Annotated in this window: 17 protein-coding genes; 4 read left to right on the top strand and 13 right to left on the bottom strand. The window is 66.6% G+C overall.

Translation table 11 applies throughout. From position 1 onward, the window contains the following. The first annotated feature begins 11 nt into the window (after nucleotides 1-11). Nucleotides 12-758 carry a UDP-2,3-diacylglucosamine diphosphatase gene (gene lpxH, locus LC407_RS00650; RefSeq protein WP_025878109.1) on the top strand — a complete coding sequence of 249 codons (747 nt, stop codon included), beginning with the start codon at nucleotides 12-14 and terminating at the stop codon, nucleotides 756-758. A gap of 87 nt (nucleotides 759-845) precedes the next feature. Here lpxH and LC407_RS00645 read toward each other — a convergent pair whose 3' ends face one another. After that, complete coding sequence (locus LC407_RS00645) at nucleotides 846-2,099, bottom strand: zinc-dependent metalloprotease (protein WP_025878107.1); 1,254 nt, start codon at nucleotides 2,097-2,099, stop codon at nucleotides 846-848. A 226-nt stretch (nucleotides 2,100-2,325) separates the two neighbouring features. Here LC407_RS00645 and LC407_RS00640 point away from each other — a divergent pair, with 226 nt between their 5' ends. Beyond that, nucleotides 2,326-3,792, top strand: coding sequence for a DUF2235 domain-containing protein (locus LC407_RS00640; protein WP_223482005.1), 1,467 nt, complete (start codon nucleotides 2,326-2,328; stop codon nucleotides 3,790-3,792). A 74-nt stretch (nucleotides 3,793-3,866) separates the two neighbouring features. Here the strand turns inward: LC407_RS00640 and LC407_RS00635 are convergent, their stop codons facing one another. The 7 genes from LC407_RS00635 to LC407_RS00605 all read right to left on the bottom strand — a co-directional run bounded on the left by LC407_RS00635 (nucleotide 3,867) and on the right by LC407_RS00605 (nucleotide 12,464). Beyond that, nucleotides 3,867-4,691 (bottom strand): ferritin-like domain-containing protein, encoded by an 825-nt coding sequence (locus tag LC407_RS00635; RefSeq protein ID WP_032977403.1) that lies wholly within the window; start codon nucleotides 4,689-4,691, stop codon nucleotides 3,867-3,869. A gap of 10 nt (nucleotides 4,692-4,701) precedes the next feature. After that, entirely contained in the window at nucleotides 4,702-6,168 is a 1,467-nt protein-coding gene (purF, locus tag LC407_RS00630; protein WP_025878104.1) for an amidophosphoribosyltransferase, read from the bottom strand. Nucleotides 6,169-6,198: 30 nt separating this feature from the next. Then, complete coding sequence (locus LC407_RS00625) at nucleotides 6,199-6,978, bottom strand: CvpA family protein (RefSeq protein ID WP_033830450.1); 780 nt, start codon at nucleotides 6,976-6,978, stop codon at nucleotides 6,199-6,201. Nucleotides 6,979-7,024: 46 nt separating this feature from the next. Next, nucleotides 7,025-8,062, bottom strand: coding sequence for an SPOR domain-containing protein (locus LC407_RS00620; protein WP_218788780.1), 1,038 nt, complete (start codon nucleotides 8,060-8,062; stop codon nucleotides 7,025-7,027). Between the two features lie 81 nt (nucleotides 8,063-8,143). Further along, the gene (gene folC, locus LC407_RS00615) at nucleotides 8,144-9,415 is read right to left on the bottom strand and encodes a bifunctional tetrahydrofolate synthase/dihydrofolate synthase (protein ID WP_223482004.1); all 1,272 of its coding nucleotides are present in this window, start codon (nucleotides 9,413-9,415) and stop codon (nucleotides 8,144-8,146) included. Between the two features lie 42 nt (nucleotides 9,416-9,457). After that, a complete protein-coding gene (locus LC407_RS00610) occupies nucleotides 9,458-10,102 on the bottom strand; it encodes a histidine phosphatase family protein (protein WP_025878100.1) in 645 nt (214 codons plus the stop codon). 199 nt (nucleotides 10,103-10,301) lie between these two features. Next, nucleotides 10,302-12,464, bottom strand: coding sequence for a S46 family peptidase (locus LC407_RS00605; protein ID WP_223482003.1), 2,163 nt, complete (start codon nucleotides 12,462-12,464; stop codon nucleotides 10,302-10,304). A 289-nt stretch (nucleotides 12,465-12,753) separates the two neighbouring features. On the opposite strand from LC407_RS00605, the gene tdh reads away from it, so the two are divergent. After that, nucleotides 12,754-13,776, top strand: coding sequence for an L-threonine 3-dehydrogenase (tdh, locus tag LC407_RS00600; protein WP_032952044.1), 1,023 nt, complete (start codon nucleotides 12,754-12,756; stop codon nucleotides 13,774-13,776). 185 nt (nucleotides 13,777-13,961) lie between these two features. Here the strand turns inward: tdh and LC407_RS00595 are convergent, their stop codons facing one another. Beyond that, entirely contained in the window at nucleotides 13,962-14,654 is a 693-nt protein-coding gene (locus LC407_RS00595; RefSeq protein ID WP_025878097.1) for a TorF family putative porin, read from the bottom strand. Between the two features lie 212 nt (nucleotides 14,655-14,866). Here LC407_RS00595 and kbl point away from each other — a divergent pair, with 212 nt between their 5' ends. Next, entirely contained in the window at nucleotides 14,867-16,072 is a 1,206-nt protein-coding gene (gene kbl / locus LC407_RS00590; protein ID WP_025878096.1) for a glycine C-acetyltransferase, read from the top strand. 122 nt (nucleotides 16,073-16,194) lie between these two features. Here kbl and LC407_RS00585 read toward each other — a convergent pair whose 3' ends face one another. From LC407_RS00585 to LC407_RS00570, 4 genes are all read right to left on the bottom strand, one after another. After that, on the bottom strand, nucleotides 16,195-16,533 hold the full coding sequence (locus tag LC407_RS00585; protein ID WP_025878095.1) for a hypothetical protein: 339 nt from the start codon (nucleotides 16,531-16,533) through the stop codon (nucleotides 16,195-16,197). 84 nt (nucleotides 16,534-16,617) lie between these two features. After that, entirely contained in the window at nucleotides 16,618-17,427 is an 810-nt protein-coding gene (locus LC407_RS00580) for a pseudouridine synthase (protein WP_025878094.1), read from the bottom strand. Nucleotides 17,428-17,447: 20 nt separating this feature from the next. After that, complete coding sequence (locus LC407_RS00575; RefSeq protein WP_025878093.1) at nucleotides 17,448-17,954, bottom strand: hypothetical protein; 507 nt, start codon at nucleotides 17,952-17,954, stop codon at nucleotides 17,448-17,450. Nucleotides 17,955-18,171: 217 nt separating this feature from the next. Continuing rightward, the gene (locus LC407_RS00570) at nucleotides 18,172-19,263 is read right to left on the bottom strand and encodes an OmpA family protein (RefSeq protein ID WP_025878092.1); all 1,092 of its coding nucleotides are present in this window, start codon (nucleotides 19,261-19,263) and stop codon (nucleotides 18,172-18,174) included. Nucleotides 19,264-19,355: the final 92 nt, after the last annotated feature.

The raw sequence follows: 19,355 nt of genomic DNA, 5'->3' as shown, positions 1-19,355 counted from the left end.
AGAATGTCCGCATGACCACGCTGTTCATCTCCGATCTGCATCTGGACCCCAGCCGTCCGGCCATCACCGACCTGTTCCTGCGCTTCCTGCGCGAGGAAGCGCCTGGCGCCGATGCGCTGTACATCCTCGGCGATCTGTTCGAAGCCTGGATCGGCGATGACACCCCCTCGGCCGCAGCCGACGCGGTGGCCGATGCGCTGAAGGTACTGTCCGACAGCGGCGTGCCGGTCTTCTTCATCCGCGGCAACCGTGACTTCCTGCTGGGCGAAGACTATGCCCGCCGCGCCGGCCTGCGCATCCTGCCGGACCCGTGCATGATCGAGCTGTACGGCCGCCCGGTGCTGCTGCAGCACGGTGACCTGCTGTGCACCGATGACATCCCCTACCAGCAGTTCCGTGCCCAGACCCGCGACCCGGTCTTCCAGGCGCAGTTCCTGTCGCAGCCGCTGGAAGCGCGTATCGCCTTCGCGCAGAAGGCGCGTGATGCCAGCCAGGCGCGCCAGTCGGAAATGAAGCAGGGCGACCGTGCGCAGTTCGAGACAGTCACCGACGTGGCCCCGGCCGAAGTGGAAGCCACTTACGTGCGCCATGGCGTGGACACGATGATCCATGGCCACACCCATCGCCCGGCGATCCACACCCTGCAGGCCGGCGGACGCAGCTGCACCCGCATCGTGCTGGGCGATTGGTACGAACAGGGTTCGGTGCTGCGCGTGGATGCCAACGGCTGGACCCTGGATACGCTCAGCCGCGCATGATGGATCGCAGGATGCCAACCAAGGTTGGCATCTACCAGAGCAGGTGCACGCGCCCTGGTAGACGCCGACCCTGGTCGGCGCCTGGACTCAGCGGAAGGCCGCGATGGTGGCCTTGGTATTGACCAGCACGCGCTGGTTGTCGGCACTGCTGGCGATGCCCATCGGCACGCCGTTGTAGCTGATGTTCGGATTGGACCAGTAGTTCAGCCGCGGGCAGCCGGCCGAGCAGTCATAGGCCATGATCGTGCGCCAGCGCGATCCGCTGGCCGGCTCATAACGATAGCCATGGCCATAGGCATACGGCGACGTGCTCGGATCACTGGCGATGTCGTGCCGTGCGCTCTGCAGGTGGCCGATTTCATGGGCGAACGAGTAGTAGCCGGTGGCGCAATCCCAGTACACCGCAGCAAACGCGGTCGATGCGGTGGAACCGATGCCCGACGCCAGTCCGCAGTAACTGGTGTTGTTGATCAGCAGTACGCCGACGTCGGCGGCGGTGTTGTTGCGGCTGGTGTGGATGCTGTCCATGTAGCCGTCGCTGGTACCACGGAAGCGCGACAGGTCGGTGGTGAAATTGCCGGACTCGGTGTAGTTGGTGGTTTCATAACCGGCCAGCTGCAGGGTGAGGCCTACGTTGCTGTTGGTGTAACCCTGGTTGGATTCGGCAACCGCCAACTGCACCAGCGACTGCATGTTGCCACCATAGGCGGTCACTGCAGCGTTGGTTGCCACCACCAGCACGCGGATGGTCGCCGGGCTGCCTGAGGAGGCCTGCGCAGTGCCGAGGCGATCATTGGCAGGCATGGCGATCTTCGGCAACTGGTTGTAGTCGGCCGGATGATCGGCCGGCATCCGCGATTCATCCACCTCGACCAGCACGTGGCGATTGCCCAGCGGACGCAGACGATAGAGTTTGCCGTCCTTGCGGATCGAGCCGGTGAGGGTATTGCCCGAGCGCACCAGGATCAGCGAATTGCCCGGATCGTCCTGGCCATTGGACGTGGCCGCCTGCAGGCGATCGGACGGCGCGCGCAACTGGCCGTACCAGATGCTGCCACCATCGGGCAGCGCCTCGACCTTGCTGCGAACGGCCTGCACCTTCTGCCCGAGCAGCTCGAATTCCAGCTGCGGCTGCGCGGTGGCGGCAGCATCGACACGCACTTCCTGTACGGCGGCGGTGGACGGGGTGGCCAGCAATCGCCCCAGTGCCGGCTCGCTGGTGGCCGATGCACGGCTGAGCACGGTGACCGGCTCGAACAGCGGCGCCGCATGGGCGGCCGCCGCTACCGACAATCCCAACAACAGACCACCTGTCGCTTTACCTATCGATCTGGACATCATCTTGTCGCTCCTTGAAGTGAAGTGGACAGCGTTGATGCAGCACGACCCGGGGTGCCGGGTCCGGCCATCAGGCCTGCGCAGGGCGTGTGAATTCAATAGACGAGAGGAATGGAAATCGGGATCTGTGATCGACCGCATCTGCGTTCAGTCAGGTCAAAAGCGTCAGTACACTTCGCCAACACACGGCTTTCGCGCTACCGTGACGTGGCCACGACAGGGGATGCACATGGCGCCAGCGCAGCACAGCGGTGACACGACGGCTGATCCGGGCCTGCTGCGGATCGGCCTGTTCTTCGATGGCACCCGCAACAACGCACACAACCTGGCGCAGGGCCACCGGCAGGTGCCGCGACCGCGCCCCGCCCTGCTCCGTGCCGATGATGATTCGACCTACCAGAGCCGGTTGACCAGCAGCTACGACAACGGCGCCACCAACATCGCGCGCCTGCATCAGTTGTATCCGGACAGCCGGCGCACGCCCGGCAGTACACCTTCGCTGGCGATCTACGTGGAAGGCGTCGGCACCCGCGATGATGCCGAGGACGACCTGATCGGCCTGGCCTTCGGTATCGGCGCCAGTGGCGTGCAGGCGAAGGTGCAGCGTGCGTTGCAGGTGCTGCTGCCGGCGGCACTGTCGGCGCTTGCGACGCAGTGGCGCGCGCCCCTGCACAGCGTGCAGCTGGATCTGTTCGGCTACTCGCGCGGCGCGGCCTCCGCGCGTGATGTGGCCAACCATCTGCGCGGATGGGACGGCGCGCGCTGGCGGCAGCTGCTGCAGCAGGCGGGGTTTTCATGCAGCGCCGATTTCGCCCTGCCGCGGCCGATACTGCGCTTCATCGGCCTGTTCGACACGGTGGTCGCCGTCAACGGCGGCCGCGCCGACGAACACCCCCGCATCGCCCTGCCCGCAGGCATCGCCGAGGCCGTGCTGCAGCTCAGTGCGCGCGACGAGCATCGCCAGCACTATGCGCTGACCACGGTGGCACCGGCCCATCCCGAAATCGCACTGCCCGGCGTGCACGCCAACATCGGTGGTGGCTACGACCAGGTGGAAGAAGGGCCCAAGCTGCTCAGCCGGCCGCGGCGGCAGCAACTGCGCCGGCCTGGCGTGGAGGACTACCAGACACCGCCCCTGGCACTACTGCAGGCGACCACCGCGTACGCTGAAGCACAGGCCGACGCCGAACGCTGGCGGCAGCAGCTGGGGTTGAACCCGAAGGAAGTGTGGGTCGATGTCTGGCACCAGTGGCAGCAGCAGCGACGCGCGGGCAGCCGCAGCGTGCTGATGTCGCCGGTGCTGTACGTGACAGCTGCGGTGGTGCTGCACCGGCGCATCGATTGGCGCTACCAGCTGGTTGCGCTGCAGGTGATGCAGCAGCACGCCATCGCTGCCGGCGTGACCTGGACTACCGACGCGGCCAAGGTGGCGGGTTGGGAACTGCCCAGCGCGCTGCAGCCGATCGCGCGCCGCCTGATTGCCGGCCAGCCGTTGACCCCGACGCAGGAAGCGTTGCTGCGCCGCCGTTACCTGATGCAGTCCGCACACTGGAATTTCGATGCGCTGGGCGATACCGCCCTGACCTACACTGCCGACGCCGGTGTCAGCGAGCTGCCGTATCGCCCCGGGCCGGGGCTGTTCTACATCAACCGGCCGACGGTGGATGGCAGACGCGTGGTGTTGCCGAACGCATGAGAACCAAAAAGGGGACGGAGGAAATCAAGCCGTTTGTGGCACAAACGACTTGATTTCCTCCGTCCCCTTTTCCTTCAACCCGCCTGTTCGACCAGGTTGGCGAGCTCATCCGCATCGAACCCGGCCAGCAGGCGGGCCTCGATATTGAACGGCCCGTGCAGGTAGCCACCCGCATACTCGACCAGCAGTTCCTTGAAACGCGCTCGTGGCTCGACGCCGGCGCGCTCGCAGTACCAGCGGAACCAGCGCGATCCAGCGGCAACGTGTGCGACTTCCTCCCGCAGGATCACCTCCAGCACGTCGGCGGTTTCGCCATCGCCGACGTTGCGCAGCTTGTCGATCATGCCCGGCGTCACGTCCAGCCCGCGCGCTTCCAGCACGCGCGGCACCAGCGCCATGCGCGCCAGGCCGTCGTGCGCGGTCTTCTCGCACATTTCCCACAGGCCGTTGTGCGCCGGGAAATCGGCGTACTCATGGCCATGTGCCAGCAGGCGCTCGCGCAGCAGCATGAAGTGGCGCGATTCGTCGTCGGCGCAGCTCACCCAGTCGGCATGGAACGCCGCCGGCAGACCGCGGAAGCGGTACACCGCGTCCCAGGCCAGGTCGATCGCATTGAGCTCGATATGGGCGATGGCATGGATGAACGCCGCACGCCCTTCCACCCCGCCCAGGCCGCGCCGGGGCACTTCACGCGGATGCACCATCACCAGCTGCGGCGGCCGGCCCGGCATGCGGATCGGATCGGCCGGCGGTGCATCGGCCGGTACGTTCAAGCGGCCCGCGCGGAACGCGGCAGCGTAGGCCTGGGTCAGTGCGACCTTGCGCAGCGGATCGGCTTCGGCCAGGCACTGCTGCGCGGCGCGCAGCAGATTGCCGCCGACGTCAGGCACGTCGATCACCGCATGGACCTCAGGCGCGGCGCTTGTGCTTGGCGTCGTCCGAACGCAGCTGCTGGATGCGTTCGAAGTAGCCCGGCTCGATGCCCGTCGGGTAATGGCCGTTGAAGCACGAGGAATCGAAGTTGCGCAGCGCCGGATTGCCCTCGCTCACCGCCGCTTCCATGTCTTCGATGTCCTGGTAGATCAGCCAGTCACAGCCTAGGTGCGCTTCGATTTCCTCGATGCTGCGGTTGTGCGCGACCAGCTCTTCAGCGGCCGGCATGTCGATGCCGTAGATGTTGGGGTAACGCACCGGCGGCGCGGCGCTGGCCAGGTAGACCTTGCGTGCGCCGGCGTCACGCGCCATCTGCACGATCTGCTGGCTGGTGGTGCCGCGCACGATCGAGTCGTCCACCAGCAGCACCACGCGGTTGCGGAATTCCAGGTGGATCGGGTTGAGCTTGCGGCGCACCGACTTCACCCGTTCGCCCTGCCCCGGCATGATGAACGTGCGGCCGATGTAACGGTTCTTGATGAAGCCTTCGCGGTACTTCACCCCGAGCACGTTGGAGATCTCCAGCGCGGCATCGCGCGAGGTGTCCGGGATCGGGATGATGGTGTCGATGTCGTGGTCCGGGCGCAGGCGCAGGATCTTCTCGCCCAGCTTGATGCCCATGCGCATGCGCGCCTTGTGCACCGACACGTTGTCGATCATCGAATCGGGGCGTGCGAAATACACGTACTCGAAGATGCACGGGGTGTGTTCGGCCGGCTCGGCGCAGATTTCCGAGAACAACTCGCCGCGCGCGGTGATCACCAGTGCTTCGCCCGGCTGCACGTCGCGCACGCGCTGGAAGCCCAGCACGTCCAGCGCGGCCGACTCGGAGGCAACGATGTATTCGTCACCCTCGGCATGGCTGCGCTTGCCCAGCACCAGCGGGCGGATGCCATGCGGATCGCGGAAAGCGACCAGGCCCAGGCCCAGCACCACGCTCACCACCGCATAGCCGCCCTTGCAGCGGCGGTGCACGCCGGCAACCGCGCGGATGGCGGCTTCCGGGCTGAGCTGGCGCTGCTGTTCCAGTTCGTAGGCGAACACGTTCAACAGCACTTCGCTGTCCGAATCGGTATTGACGTTGCGGCGGTCCTGCTCGAACACCTGCTGGCGCAGGTCCTCGGTGTTGATCAGGTTGCCGTTGTGGGCCAGCGCGATGCCGTACGGCGAATTGACGTAGAACGGCTGTGCCTCGTCCATGCCTTCCGAACCGGCGGTCGGATAGCGCACATGGGCGATGCCGACGCTGCCTTCCAGGGTGGACATGGTGCGTGCATCGAACACATCGCGGACCAGGCCGGTGGCCTTCTGCACCCGCAGGCGGCTGCCGTTGACGGTGGCGATGCCCGCCGCGTCCTGGCCGCGATGCTGGAGGACGGTCAAGCCGTCATACAACTGCCCGGCGACGTTCTGGTTGCCGACGATTCCGACGATGCCACACATGATGCGAGGTCTCCGCTGGGCTGTGCCCAGTTACAAGGAAGGTGGCCGTACCTGGCCAGAGTTGTCGCCGCGTCTGCGGTCGACATTGGCCGGGTCGTCCGGCTCGATGCTGCCCGGTAGTGCTGGGGCGTCCGGGCGCACTTCGGCCGGATCGTATGCCTCACCCTGTTCCGCCTTCGCAGGCCGCAGCCATCCGCTGCCCGCCACTATCTGACCGAGTACGCCATTATCGCCTGTCGCCCCCGGCTTGCCCACTCCGGCGCCGGCGCTCTTGCCCAGCTCCATCAACGCAGATGGGGACAGCGCGTCCATCGGCAAGGCCTTGGGCAGCAGGTCGGTGCCCGGCACCTGCCACTGCGGCAGCTTGCTGTTCATCCAGGCCACGGCCGGGTTCAGCACCGGGCGCAGCGCTGAGCCGCGCCAGGAGGGTTCGGCGGTAAGCGGGGTGAAGCCGGCCAGCAACAGCAGCACGGCCGCGATCAGCCCGCCACGCACGGCACCGAGGACCCCGCCCAGCAGGCGGTCCAGGCTGCCCAGCATGTTGCGGTGGACGATGGCCTTGATGACCATGCCGATCACGGCGACCACGACCATCACGCCGATGCCGACACTGAGGTAGCCGCCGATGAAATGCTCGCCGCCGGGCGCAGCCGGTGCGGCCCACCAGCGTGCGGCGTCATTGCCGAAGGCGAAGGCCGCCCAGGCGGCCACCAGCCACGATACGGTGCCGATGACGATGCCCACGAAGCCGCGCAGCAACCCAAGCAGGGTGGAGGCGGCGATCACGATCAGCAGCACCACGTCGATCATGGCGCCCCGCTCCTTCGGCGGCGCTGGCAACGGGGCTGCGTACAGGTCATGGGTGCGGTCGCACCATGCCGGCCACGCCGACCTTGGCGGCGACCTGCGCCTTCAACTGTTCAGCATCGGCGCGGTTGGCGACCGGCCCGACACGGACACGGTGCAGGCTGCCCTTTTCGGTACGCACCTGCTCGACGAAGGCGCTGAAGCCTGCCGCGCGGACCTTGTCGCGCAGGGCGTTGGCATCGTTGGCCTGGCCGAATGCGCCGAGCTGTACGGCAAAACCCACTCCGCTGGCGGCCGGTGCGGCCGGCGTGGTCGGCGGCGTGGCCGGCTTGCTGGCGGTCGCTTCCGGCTTGGGCTCGGGCTTCGGTTCCGGCTTGGCCACCGGCTTGACCGGCTCCGGCTTGGCGGCCGGCGGCGCTGCTGCGGTCGGCGTACTCGGCGGCAGGCTTTCACTGCGCACCGGGTTGCCGGTCGCCGACGGCGTGGCCGCCGCGACGGGAGTACTGGCGCTCGGCGCGGGCGTCGGTGTGCTTGCCACCGGTGCGCTGGTCGAGGGCTTCGCATCGAGCGTGATGACTTCTGCCTTCACGTCGGCACGCACCTTCACCGCCTGCAGCCGGGCCGCTTCGGCCTGGGCACGGTCGGCATACGGCCCAACGCGAACGCGCCAGGCCGGGCGGCCGTTGATCGATGCGGTCTCGATGAAGCCCGGAAGCTGCGAACGCTTGAGGTAGGCGATCACCGCATCGGCGTCGGCCTGGCTGCCATAGGCGCCGAACGTCACCGCGTAGTTACCGGCGGCGACGGCTGGCGAAGTGTCCACGGTCGGCGGTGTTGCCGGGGCGGCAGCCTCCTCGACGGGACGGGCCTGGCCACTCTGCAACCCGGTGGCGCCACCGGCCGGTGCGACCAGCGGCAGTTCACGGGTTTCAAACTGGCCATCGGCCGGCGCATCGGGCGCGGCGATCGGCACAGAAGCGACACCGCTGTCCGGGGCCGGGCCCTTGACGAGCATCGGCAGGAAAATGACGGCCAAGGCCACCAGGACGATGGCACCAATCAGACGCTGTTTCAGGGGCGTATCCACGTAGGGCAGGCGGCAGGCTGGACGTTGCGGTCGATTATACGGGTGCGCGACCGCACGGCGTCGGTAATGGCTGAACGGCGGTCAGGCGTGGGCCTGCAGCCATTGCAGCGCAGCGGCGGCGGTATGGAAGGAACCGAATACCAGCACCCGGTCGCCGCGCTCGGCGCGGGCCAGCACCTGCGCCATCGCCTGTTCGACCGTGCCGGCCAGCGCCGCAGTGGCTGCCGCAGTATCTGCCAGCCGTGCCTGCAGTTCCGCCGCACTCTGCCCACGCGCGCCATCGAGCCCGGCCAGGGTCCAGTCGCTCACCACCTCCTGCAGGGCCTGCACCACGCCCACGGCGTCCTTGTCCTGCAGCGCGGCGTATACCGCCAGGGTGCGCCCGGGGGATGCCTCGGCCTTCAGCGCGCGCGCCAGCTGGCCGGCTGCCTGCGGGTTGTGGCCGACATCGACGCGAACCTGCACGCCATCGCGCTCGAACGCCTGCAGGCGCCCGGCGATGCGCGCCGCTGCCACGCCTGCGGCCCATGCCGCGCGCGGCACCGGCTTGTCCAACGCGCGCAGCGCCGCGATCGCCGCACCGGCGTTGGCCAGCTGGATCGGCCCGGCCAGCGTCGGCGTCGGCAGTTCCAGGCGGGTGCCGACATCGCGCCAGCGCCAACGCTGCGCGTCGATCGGTTCGTAGAAATAGTCGCTGCCGCCGCGGATCGCATTGGCACCCACCAGGTAGGCGCGCGCCAGCACGCTCGACGGCGGATCGGTCTCGCCCAGGATCACCGGCTTCCAGCCGCGGATGATGCCGGCCTTCTCGGCACCGATGGCCTCGCGGTCCTCGCCCAGCCATTCGGCGTGATCGATGTCCACGGTGGTGATCACCGCCACGTCGGCGTCGACGATGTTGACCGCATCCAGGCGGCCACCGAGGCCCACTTCCAGCACGGCCAGATCAAGATCGGCATCGGCGAACAACTGCAGCGCGGCCAGCGTTCCGTACTCGAAGTAGGTCAGCGTCACATCACCGCGCGCTGCCTCGACCGTGTTGAACGCGGCCACCAGTGCGGCGTCATCGACATCCTGGCCATCGATGCGCACGCGCTCGTTGTAGCGCAGCAGGTGCGGCGAGGTGTACGCGCCGACCTTCCAGCCCGCAGCACGCGCGATGGCCTCGATGAAGGCGACGGTGGAACCCTTGCCGTTGGTACCACCGACCACGATGGTGTGCCTGGCCGGCGTGCCCAGGCCCATCGCGGTGGCCACGGTGCGCACGCGCTCCAGTCCCATGTCGATGCTGGCTGGATGCTGGCGTTCAATGTAGTCCAGCCATTCGGCCAGAGTGGTCGGGGTGTTCTTCACGGCAAGGCTTCCAACAGGTGCAGGTGGTTCAGGGCAGAAGATTCAGAGTGCGCGGTGCTTGGCTTCACCGAAGAACGGCGTGTGGTGGGCGCAGTCGTTCAGGCGCACCACTTCCAGGCTGTCCAGGTCGGCGCCTTCAAGCAGGTTGAGCGTGGTCGGTGCCTGGCGGAAGGTCCACAGCCGCGACAACGGCAGGCCCAGCACCTTGCACAGGATCACCCGGTTGACTGCATCGTGGGCGACCACCAGCAGGGTGTCGTGTTCGCCAAGGCCTTCGGCGGCGCGGGCCAGGCCGCGCCAGCTGCGCTCCAGCACCAGGCGCAGCGATTCGCCACCGGGCATCAGCACGGTGTCCGGTTCATTGCGCCACGCCTGCAGGCGCGACGGGTCTTTTTCGTTGATTTCGCTGGCCAGCAGGCCTTCCCACTCACCGTGGGCGATTTCCTGCAGCTCCGGCTCGGTCAGCAGCATGTCGGCGCGTGCAGCACCCAGGGCCAGTTGCGCGGTGCGTTGGGCGCGTGACAGCGGCGAGGCCACCGCGCGGGTGATGTCCACCGAAGCCAGGCGGGCGCCAAGCGCCTGGGCCTGGGCCTCACCGATGGGCGAAAGCGGGATGTCGATCTGGCCCTGGTAGCGGCCTTCGGCGTTCCACGGCGTTTCGCCGTGACGGGCAAGCAGGATGCGCATGCGAACAAGGGGTCCTTGGGGGAGGAGTTCCGGCGCATTGTTCACATCCTGTGAAGTGCGCGGAACAGGGATGATACCTGTTCGGCGGACCCGGCCGGTCGGGGCATGAAAAAACCCCGCGACAGACGTCGCGGGGTTTCAGAAACTCCGGCTATCTGGTCGAGGTTGCCGGCCAGCGGCCGGCACTACCGCAACCGGTTCATTTCGCCAGGTTCAGTTCCTTCAGCAGCTGCGGCGCCGGCGCCACTTCCTGCATGATCCACTGCATGTAGCGGCTGTCGACGGCGATCATGCGGGTCATCACCGGGTCGAACACCCAGTTGGAACTGACCGATTCCCAGTTGCCGTCGAAGGCCAGGCCGACCAGCTTGCCGTTGGCATCGAGCACCGGCGAACCGGAGTTGCCGCCGGTGATGTCCAGGTTGGACAGGAAGTTCACCGGTACCGAACCGATCCGCTTGTCTTCCAGACCGCCGTAACGCTTGGCCTTGACCGCATCGAGCAGGGCCTTCGGCGAGTCGAACGGATCCTCACCGGTTTCCTTCGCCGCCACACCTTCCAGGGTGGTGAACGGGGTGTACTTCACGCCGTCCTTGCCATAGCCCATCACGTTGCCGAAGGTGATGCGCAGCGACAGGTTGGCATCGGGATAGACGAACTCGCCCTGGCTCTTCTTGTAGTCGGCCACGGCCTGCAGGTACAGCGGACGAGCGGTCAGCGATTCGCCCTCGCGGATCTTCTTCTGCTCTTCCTGCTTCAGCAGCGCCGGCATGACGGCCACCGCGTACTGGATGGCCGGATCATTGCTGGCTTCAAACGCAGCGCGATCGGCCTTGAACCACTTCAGGCGGTTGTCCAGGCTGCCCAGTCCGGTGCCGCCCAGCTTGGTCACCAGCGACTTCACCGCAGTGGCATCGCTGCCGGCCAACCACGTGTTCAGCACCTCGTTGTCGCGCTGGGCGGCTGGCAGGGCCACGTACTGGTCCAGCCAGTAGGTCTGCAGCTGCTGGTCCATCTTCGCCACGTAGCGGCGATCCATCTGCTTCAGGCTGCCCTCGATGGTGGTCAGGTCGCGGTCCTGGTAACCCGCTTCGCGCTCGGCGTCGGGCTTGCTGCGCTCGATCGACAGGCGGTACAGGGTGATGGCCGCGCCCACCGCGGAGGTGTTGTTGAACTGGCCGACGAACAGGTCGCGCTCGCGCGTCGACTTGCTGGTATGCAGGTGCTGCAGCAGCTGCGCGTGTGCAGCCAGTGCCGGCTTGCCGGCAGCGCCCTGCTTCTTCAGCCAGGCCAGCACCGCCGCTTCTTCGGCCTGCTTCTGGCCGGCGGCATCGATGCGCTTGAAGCCTTCCAGCTGGCCCAGGTAGTTCTTGGCCACGTTGTTCATGCTGGCCGCGGTGGCGGCGTACTTCACCTTGACGTCGGCGTCGGCCTTGCCGGCGTCGGCGATCATCTTCAGCACCGCGTTGTAGTGGCGCGCGATGGTCGGGTAGGTGAAGCTGGCGGTCTCGTTGAACTCGCCGGCCAGCGCGTAGCGGTTGGTGCGGCCCGGGTAGCCGGCCACCATCACGAAGTCGTCGGCGCCCAGCGGCGTATCGGCGAACTTCAGGAAGTGCTTGGGCTGGTAGGGCACGTTGTCGGCCGAGAACGCGGCCGGCTTGCCATCCTTGCCGACGTAGGCACGGTAGAACGAGAAATCACCGGTGTGGCGCGGCCACATCCAGTTGTCGACGTCACCGCCGAACTTGCCGACGCTGCCCGGAGGTGCATAGACCAGGCGCACGTCCTTGATTTCCAGGTTGCGGAACAGGCGGTAGGTGTTGCCGCCGGAGAACGAATACAGGCGGCAGCGGAAGCCGGCATCGGCTTCACACGCGGCGACCTGGGCCTTGTCGAAAGCGTCCAGCGCACGGCTGCGGGCCAGCGGGTCCTTGCCGGCGCCGGCGATGGCCGCCTTGGCCTGGGCGGTGACGTCGGTGATCTGGTCGAGCACGAACACGCGGGCGTTCGGGCCGGCACTCAGTTCATCGCTGAGCTTGGGCGCGTTGAAGCCGTCCTTGATCAGGTTCTTCTGTGCGGTCGAGTTCAGCTGGATCGCACCATAGGCACAGTGGTGGTTGGTGACCACCAGGCCCTGCGGGGAGACGAAGCTGGCGGTGCAGCCGCCCAGCGCGACCACCGCGCCCATCGGGTCGCCGGTCAGGTTGGCCAGCTGTTCCGGGGACAGCTTGAGGCCGGCCTTCTGCAGCGGGCCGGCGATTTCCGGCAGCTGCTGCGGCACCCACATGCCTTCAGCGGCATGGGCGACCTGGACCAGCCCAAGGCTGGCGACGACGGAGAATGCAAGCAGGTTCGAGCGCATGGAGCGGCCCCTGGTAGTGGAACCCTCGATTGTAGCCCGCCGCCCTGCCCCGGCCCGAACCCCGGAAGTCATGGCCCCCGGCCCGCCGGGCATGGCCCAGCGCTACCCGCACGATCTGCCGGTAGCGCCGGGCCATGCCCGGCGAACGCAGTGGCGCTGTTCGAAACGCCCGCGTGCGCACAGCTTTCGTTCCACCGCTGCGCCCGCAGCGCAGCATGGGAATTCTGCGTGGCGCCCTATAATCCGCGCTTTCCCCCTGATGAGTTCCACCCCGATGGCGCAGCAAACGATGAAGGCCCTGGTCAAGCGCGAAGCGGCCAAGGGCATCTGGATGGAAGAGGTTCCGGTGCCGACTCCGGGCCCCAACCAGGTCCTGATCAAGCTGGAAAAGACCGCGATCTGCGGCACCGACCTGCATATCTACCTGTGGGACGAATGGAGCCAGCGCACGATCAAGCCGGGCCTGACAATCGGCCATGAGTTCGTCGGCCGCATCGCAGAGATCGGCCCGGGCGTAACCGGCTACGAGATCGGCCAGCGCGTGTCGGCCGAAGGCCACATCGTCTGCGGCCACTGCCGCAACTGCCGCGGCGGTCGTCCGCACCTGTGCCCGAACACCGTCGGCATCGGCGTCAACGTCAACGGTGCGTTCGCCGAATACATGGTGATGCCGGCCAGCAACCTGTGGCCGATCCCCGACCAGATCCCCTCCGAGCTGGCCGCCTTCTTCGACCCGTACGGCAATGCCGCGCACTGCGCGCTGGAATTCAACGTCATCGGCGAAGACGTGCTGATCACCGGCGCCGGCCCGATCGGCATCATCGCGGCGGGCATCTGCAAGCACATCGGTGCACGCAACGTGGTGGTGACCGACGTCAACGACTTCCGCCTGAAGCTGGCCGCCGACATGGGCGCCACCCGCGTGGTCAACGTCGCCAACACGTCGCTGAAGGACGTGATGAAGGAACTGCACATGGAGGGCTTCGACGTGGGCCTGGAAATGAGCGGCAACCCGCGTGCGTTCAACGACATGCTCGACTGCATGTACCACGGCGGCAAGATCGCCATGCTCGGCATCATGCCCAAGGGCGCCGGCTGCGACTGGGACAAGATCATCTTCAAGGGCCTGACCGTGCAGGGCATCTACGGCCGCAAGATGTACGAGACCTGGTACAAGATGACCCAGCTGGTGCTGTCCGGCTTCCCGCTCGGCAAGGTGATGACCCACCAGCTGCCGATCGACGACTTCCAGAAGGGCTTCGACCTGATGGAAGAAGGCAAGGCCGGCAAGGTGGTCCTCAGCTGGAATTGACCCTTCGGGTCAATTCCCCCGCAGGTTTCCTTATCCCCGCGCCGTCGGCGCGCCCCCTTGAACAACAAGGGGGCTCTCCCCCAGATGGGATCAAGAACGCTGCGGAATCGAAAAAGGCGCCCATTGGGCGCCTTTTTCGTGAAGCGTGCCAGGCAAGCCAGGCACCTACCGTAACGCCTGCGGCGTTACTTGCCTACGGCCACGCTCAGCATCACCCGGCTGTGGGCCAGCTTGCCGGAGTTGTCGCGGCCGTTGCCATCGGTGCCGTAGTAACCCAGGCCGACATTGAACAGGCCGAACTGGCGGGCGACGCCGACGTTCCAGTCGGTGTAGTCCTTGGCGATACCGTCCTCGAAGGTGCTGCGGCCGACGTTGGCGTTGAGCGTGAAGTCCTTCGGCAGGCCCCAGCTGCCACCCAGGCCGAAGTACCAGCCGTCGGTGCTGCTGTTCCACACATCGTTGCTGTAGGCCACCGTCAGCTTGTAGGTGTCGTCCAGCGTGGTGGTGGTGATCAGCTCGTTGTAGTTCTGGTGGCTGGCCTTGAGGTAGGTGTAACGGTTCAACAGCACGTCGAAGTTGACGCGCTCGGTCACGTCCACGCCGTAGCCGATAAGGTAGTCGACCTCGGTATTCGGATCGCCCGGACCGAAGTCCACGCCCGAACCCCAGACACCGGCATACAGGCCAACCGGGCTGGTGTAGGTGAAGCCGGCCTGCAGGGTCGGATCCTCATCGGTCTGCGACACACCACGGAACAGGTAGTCCGAGACGGCGGTGACGTTCCAGCTGTACGGAGATTCGTTGTCCTGGGCGCTGGCGGCGAACGGCGCGAGGGTCAGGGCGGCGGCAATGGCGAGGCAGGCACGGGCGTGCTTCATGAGCGTCTCCGGTGGGGTCGGTGGCGTGGAAGGCGGGGATCTGCAGCGGGCGCAGCAACCGGAGCCAGACAGCCCCGGTTCACGAATTTTTAACCCGTTTGCTATTGCGATGCAACATGTGCCGGCCATGGCGGTGCCCCATCCGGCCCGGTCCGCAGCCGTCGATGCCCGGTAGAATCAGCGGTTTCCCCGTGCTGAGCCGTGCCCACGCCATGACCGACTCCTCCGCCCTGACCCGCCACTATGCTGAGGAACTGGACGCCATCCGCGCTCAGGGCCTGTTCAAGTCCGAGCGGATCATCACCAGCCCGCAGTCCGCCGAGATCACCCTGGAGGACGGCCGCAAGGTGCTGAACTTCTGTGCCAACAACTATCTCGGCCTGGCCGACCATCCTGACCTGATCCAGGCCGCGAAGGACGCGCTGGACAGCCACGGTTTCGGCATGGCATCGGTGCGCTTCATCTGCGGCACCCAGGACCTGCACAAGCAGCTGGAGAAGCAGATCGCCGACTTCTTCGGCAAGCAGGACACCATCCTGTACGCGGCCTGCTTCGACGCCAACGGCGGCCTGTTCGAACCGCTGCTGGGCGAGAACGACGCGATCATTTCCGATGCACTGAACCATGCCTCGATCATCGACGGCGTGCGCCTGTGCAAGGCCAAGCGCTTCCGCTACGCCAACTGCGACATGGCCGATCTGGAAGCGCAGCTGCAGGCCGCCGATGCGGCCGGCTGCAAGACCAAGCTGATCACCACCGACGGCGTGTTCTCGATGGACGGCTTCATCGCGCCGCTGGACGAAATCACCGCGCTGGCGAAGAAGTACAACGCGCTGGTCCACATCGACGAATGCCATGCCACCGGCTTCCTCGGCGCGACGGGCCGCGGCTCGGCCGAGGTCAAGGGCGTGCTGGAGAAGATCGACATCATCACCGGCACCCTGGGCAAGGCCATGGGCGGCGCACTGGGTGGCTTCACCTGCGCCAGCGCCGAAGTGATCGAGCTGCTGCGCCAGCGCTCGCGCCCGTACCTGTTCTCCAACTCGCTGCCGCCGCACGTGGTCGCCGCCGGCATCAAGGCGTTCGAGATGCTGGCCGCGGCCGATGACCTGCGCAGCACCCTGGCCGCCAACACCACCTACTTCCGCGAGAAGATGACCGCTGCCGGCTTTGACGTGAAGCCCGGCGTGCATCCGATCAGCCCGGTGATGCTGTACGACGCACCGCTGGCGCAGAAATTCGCCGAGCGGCTGCTGGAAGAAGGCATCTATGCGATCGGCTTCTTCTTCCCGGTGGTGCCCAAGGGCCAGGCCCGCATCCGCACCCAGATCAGCGCCGCGCACGGCCGCGAGCACCTGGACCGCGCGATCGATGCATTCACCCGCATCGGTGTCGAGCTGGGCGTGATCAAGGGCTGATCACCCACGGATAACGCCGGGCCATGCCCGGCGGTTTCCCGATAGCCGCGCCATGCGCTGGCCGGGCACGGCCCGGCGCTACCCATCAGGACGTGCCGACCAAGGTCGGCACCTGCCAGGCCTTACTTCTTCTTTTTCTTCTTGTCCTTGGGCTCGTCCTTGCTGGCGACCACCACCGGCTTGGCGGCAGCGTCCTGCCCGTTGCCCTTGGCAACGCGGATGCCATTGGCTTTCATCCAGGCATCGAACTGGTCGGCGGTCATCTTCTGGTCGCCGTTGCTCATCATGAAGCGATAGCTGCCGCGGCCATCCAGCTCCGGGGTCTTCACTTCAACCACCGGGGTTTCGGCGGGGCGATCGGCCTTGGCCGTCTTCTTGTGGCCGCCGCAGGCCGTCAACAGCACGATCGGCAACAACAGGCTGGCGCAGCGCAGGGTTTGCTTGAGGGTCGGGTGATACATGACAGGCTCCGTTCTGGACATTCGACAACCAGGCGCCCCCTACGCCTGGAACGGTGGCCGGCAAGCGCCGGCCGTGGGCATCACTCAGCCCGGTGCAGCGGCCCCCAGCCGCTGCTGGTCGCTGACCTCCAGCGCCCGCCACTGGCCCTTGCCGAGATCGCCGAGCGTGAGCTCTCCGATCGCAACGCGGACCAGGCGCAGCACCTGCAGGTCGAAGGCCGCCAGCAGGCGACGGATATGGCGGTTGCGGCCCTCGTCGAGGACCACCTCCAGCCAGGCGGTCTTGTCGCCGCTGCGCAGCACGCGCACGGCCAGGGCAAGCAGGAACTCGCCCTCGTCTTCGACACCGGCGCGCAGCGCGGCCAGGGTGTCCTCGTCGGGCAGGCGATCCACCTGCACGTGGTAGGTCTTGTGCGGGCCGGTCTGCGGATCAGTCAGGCGCGCAGCCCACTGCGGATCATTGCTGAACAGCAACAGGCCTTCACTGGCCTTGTCCAGGCGACCGACCGGCGCGATCCACGGCAGGCCGGCACCATCGAAGCAGCGGTACACGGTGTCGCGGCCACGCTCATCCTGCACGGTGGTGACCACCCCGCGCGGTTTGTTGAGCATCAGGTACAGACGTTGCGGTGCGCCCATCGGCTGGCCGTCGACCTCGATCGGTGGCGCCGGGCTGGCAATCGGGAATTCCGGATCACGGACGATGCGCCCGGCGACACGAACGCGGCCATCAGCGATCCAGCGCGCGGCCTCGCTGCGCGAGCACACACCCGCCTTGGACAGCACGCGCGCCAGGCCATGGCGCACGCCAGCGGAAACCGCAGGGGGATTCGCACGCCCACGCGCAGCGTGGGAGCGGGCAGCGGGGGCGGCAGGTGGGCGGCGCGTGCGCAAGCCTCTGCTCCCCGCCGCGCTTACTTCTTGTCGACCGGCTTGGTCTCAGCCGGCACTTCGGCTGCGGCCGGGGTGGCTGCCGGAACCGGACGCGCCTTGACCACGCGTACGCCGCGCGCCTTCATCCAGGCGTCGAACTCTTCGGCGGTCATGCGCTTGCCGTTCTGGCTCATGTCAAAGCGCCACGGCGTGTTGTCGAACTCGGTCTGCGGCTTGTACGCGGCCGGATCATTCGGCTTCACCGCCGGCGCGCTCGGAATCGCCTTGGCGATGTTCTGGCAGCCATCGATGCGCAAGCGCTGCAGCACCTGGTCCAGCGACTGCGACGGATCGTAGCTGCTGCCCAGCACGCCGCTGGACATGCCCAGCTGGCTGCTGCGGATGTACAGCTCGTCGGCCACCGGGGCGACGGCCGTGGCCGGCAACGGCAGCGGCGAAGCGCTGGTGTTGACCGAGCAATCGACCGCAGCGTGAGCAGCAGGAACCAGGGCCAGCGCCAGAACGGCAGCCGATGCAGAGCGCAGCATGAGGGCATCCACGAAAGGAAGTGACGCGGCGAGTTTAGCAATGCCGCGTCATCTTTCAAGCGCCACTTTCAATGAATACGGCAACTCATTGGTTTAATAAGCAAATTACCGACGAACGGTCACCATTCCAGCGCTGATTCATCATTGCGGACCGCACAAACAACAAGACCCGGCCGAAGCCGGGTCCTGCTGTGTCTTACTGGCAGAGCGTCAGAACTTAGTTCTGGACGTTCAGCTCGGTACGACGGTTCTTGGCGCGACCTTCCGGATTGTCCGAACCATCCGGGTTGGTGTTCGGCGCAATCGGACGGCTCTCGCCGTAGCCGATCGGACCGGCCAGACGGCCAGCGTCGACGCCGTTCTTGGTCAGGTAGTTGTACACCGCGGTAGCACGACGCTCCGACAGCTTCTGGTTGTAAGCGTCGGTACCCTTCGAGTCGGTGTGACCGGCAACTTCAACGCGCAGATCCGGGTAACGCTTCAGGATCTCGGTGGCTTCGCTCAGGATGGCCACAGCGTCCGGACGCAGGTTCGACTTGTCGAAGTCGAAGTTCACGCCCTTCAGGTCGATCGAGACCGGCACCGGGCAACCGTCCGGACCGATGGTCTGACCCGGCTGCGAGTTCGGGCACTTGTCGTCGCAGTTGTTGACGCCGTCACCGTCGTCATCCAGGTCGGCGCAGCTCGGGGCAACCGGAGCCGGAGCCGGAGCAGCAGCCACCGGGGCCGGGCCCAGCGGGATCACGACGCCGACCGAAGCCAGCACGTCGCCGAACCAGCTTTCGTCGCGCGCGGCGATGCTCTGGTCGTCGAAGTCAGCGCGGTAGGCCACTTCGGCGCGGACAGCAACGCGCTTGTCGAAGGTGGTCTGCAGGCCGACGCCGAGCTTGGCAGCCAGGTTGCCGTCCTTGCGCTCACGCGGACCGTTGGTGTCCAGAGCCGGGTACTCTTCTTCCGACTTCTGGTAGCCCAGGCCGCCCACGATGTAGGGGTTCCAGCCGCGGCCTTCCTTGATGAAGTGGCGACGCAGATCGAACGACACGCCGTACTGCGACCAGTTCTGATCCTGGTTGGCGTCGAAGTTCGGGTTCTGGTAGTTCAGCTCACCATCCAGCGACCAGTTCGGGCTGATGAACTTGCCCAGACCCAGGGTCACGAACGGAGCGTCGTTGGTCAGGCGGTCGTTGTCCTGGAAGTTGAAGCCGGCCGAACCGGTCAGGTACCAGCGGTCATCGAACTCCTGCGCCGACGCAGCCTGGGCGAAAGCCAGACCGCCCAGCAGCGCGGCAGTAAGGATCTTCTTGTTCATTGAGTACAGCTCCTATTTCGGGGGTATGAAACCGGTAGAGGCATGGGCCAGCACTACTGCGTCGATGTTCAGACAGCCGATTCAGCACGCCA

The organism is Stenotrophomonas sp. OVS01A, assembly GCF_019969775.1.
GTDB lineage: Bacteria > Pseudomonadota > Gammaproteobacteria > Xanthomonadales > Xanthomonadaceae > Stenotrophomonas > Stenotrophomonas indicatrix.
This window is presented reverse-complemented; position numbering and strand designations above follow the sequence as displayed.

Bases quoted from the DNA above. Each gene is read 5' to 3' on its own strand.
- LC407_RS00610 (WP_025878100.1), bottom strand. From the start codon at position 10,102: ATGCGCATCCTGCTTGCCCGTCACGGCGAAACGCCGTGGAACGCCGAA.
- tdh (WP_032952044.1), top strand. From the start codon at position 12,754: ATGAAGGCCCTGGTCAAGCGCGAAGCGGCCAAGGGCATCTGGATGGAA.
- LC407_RS00625 (WP_033830450.1), bottom strand. From the start codon at position 6,978: ATGATCGACGTGGTGCTGCTGATCGTGATCGCCGCCTCCACCCTGCTT.
- LC407_RS00605 (WP_223482003.1), bottom strand. From the start codon at position 12,464: ATGCGCTCGAACCTGCTTGCATTCTCCGTCGTCGCCAGCCTTGGGCTG.
- LC407_RS00585 (WP_025878095.1), bottom strand. From the start codon at position 16,533: ATGTATCACCCGACCCTCAAGCAAACCCTGCGCTGCGCCAGCCTGTTG.
- LC407_RS00645 (WP_025878107.1), bottom strand. From the start codon at position 2,099: ATGATGTCCAGATCGATAGGTAAAGCGACAGGTGGTCTGTTGTTGGGA.
- LC407_RS00575 (WP_025878093.1), bottom strand. From the start codon at position 17,954: ATGCTGCGCTCTGCATCGGCTGCCGTTCTGGCGCTGGCCCTGGTTCCT.
- LC407_RS00640 (WP_223482005.1), top strand. From the start codon at position 2,326: ATGGCGCCAGCGCAGCACAGCGGTGACACGACGGCTGATCCGGGCCTG.
- purF (WP_025878104.1), bottom strand. From the start codon at position 6,168: ATGTGTGGCATCGTCGGAATCGTCGGCAACCAGAACGTCGCCGGGCAG.
- kbl (WP_025878096.1), top strand. From the start codon at position 14,867: ATGACCGACTCCTCCGCCCTGACCCGCCACTATGCTGAGGAACTGGAC.
- LC407_RS00595 (WP_025878097.1), bottom strand. From the start codon at position 14,654: ATGAAGCACGCCCGTGCCTGCCTCGCCATTGCCGCCGCCCTGACCCTC.
- lpxH (WP_025878109.1), top strand. From the start codon at position 12: ATGACCACGCTGTTCATCTCCGATCTGCATCTGGACCCCAGCCGTCCG.
- LC407_RS00570 (WP_025878092.1), bottom strand. From the start codon at position 19,263: ATGAACAAGAAGATCCTTACTGCCGCGCTGCTGGGCGGTCTGGCTTTC.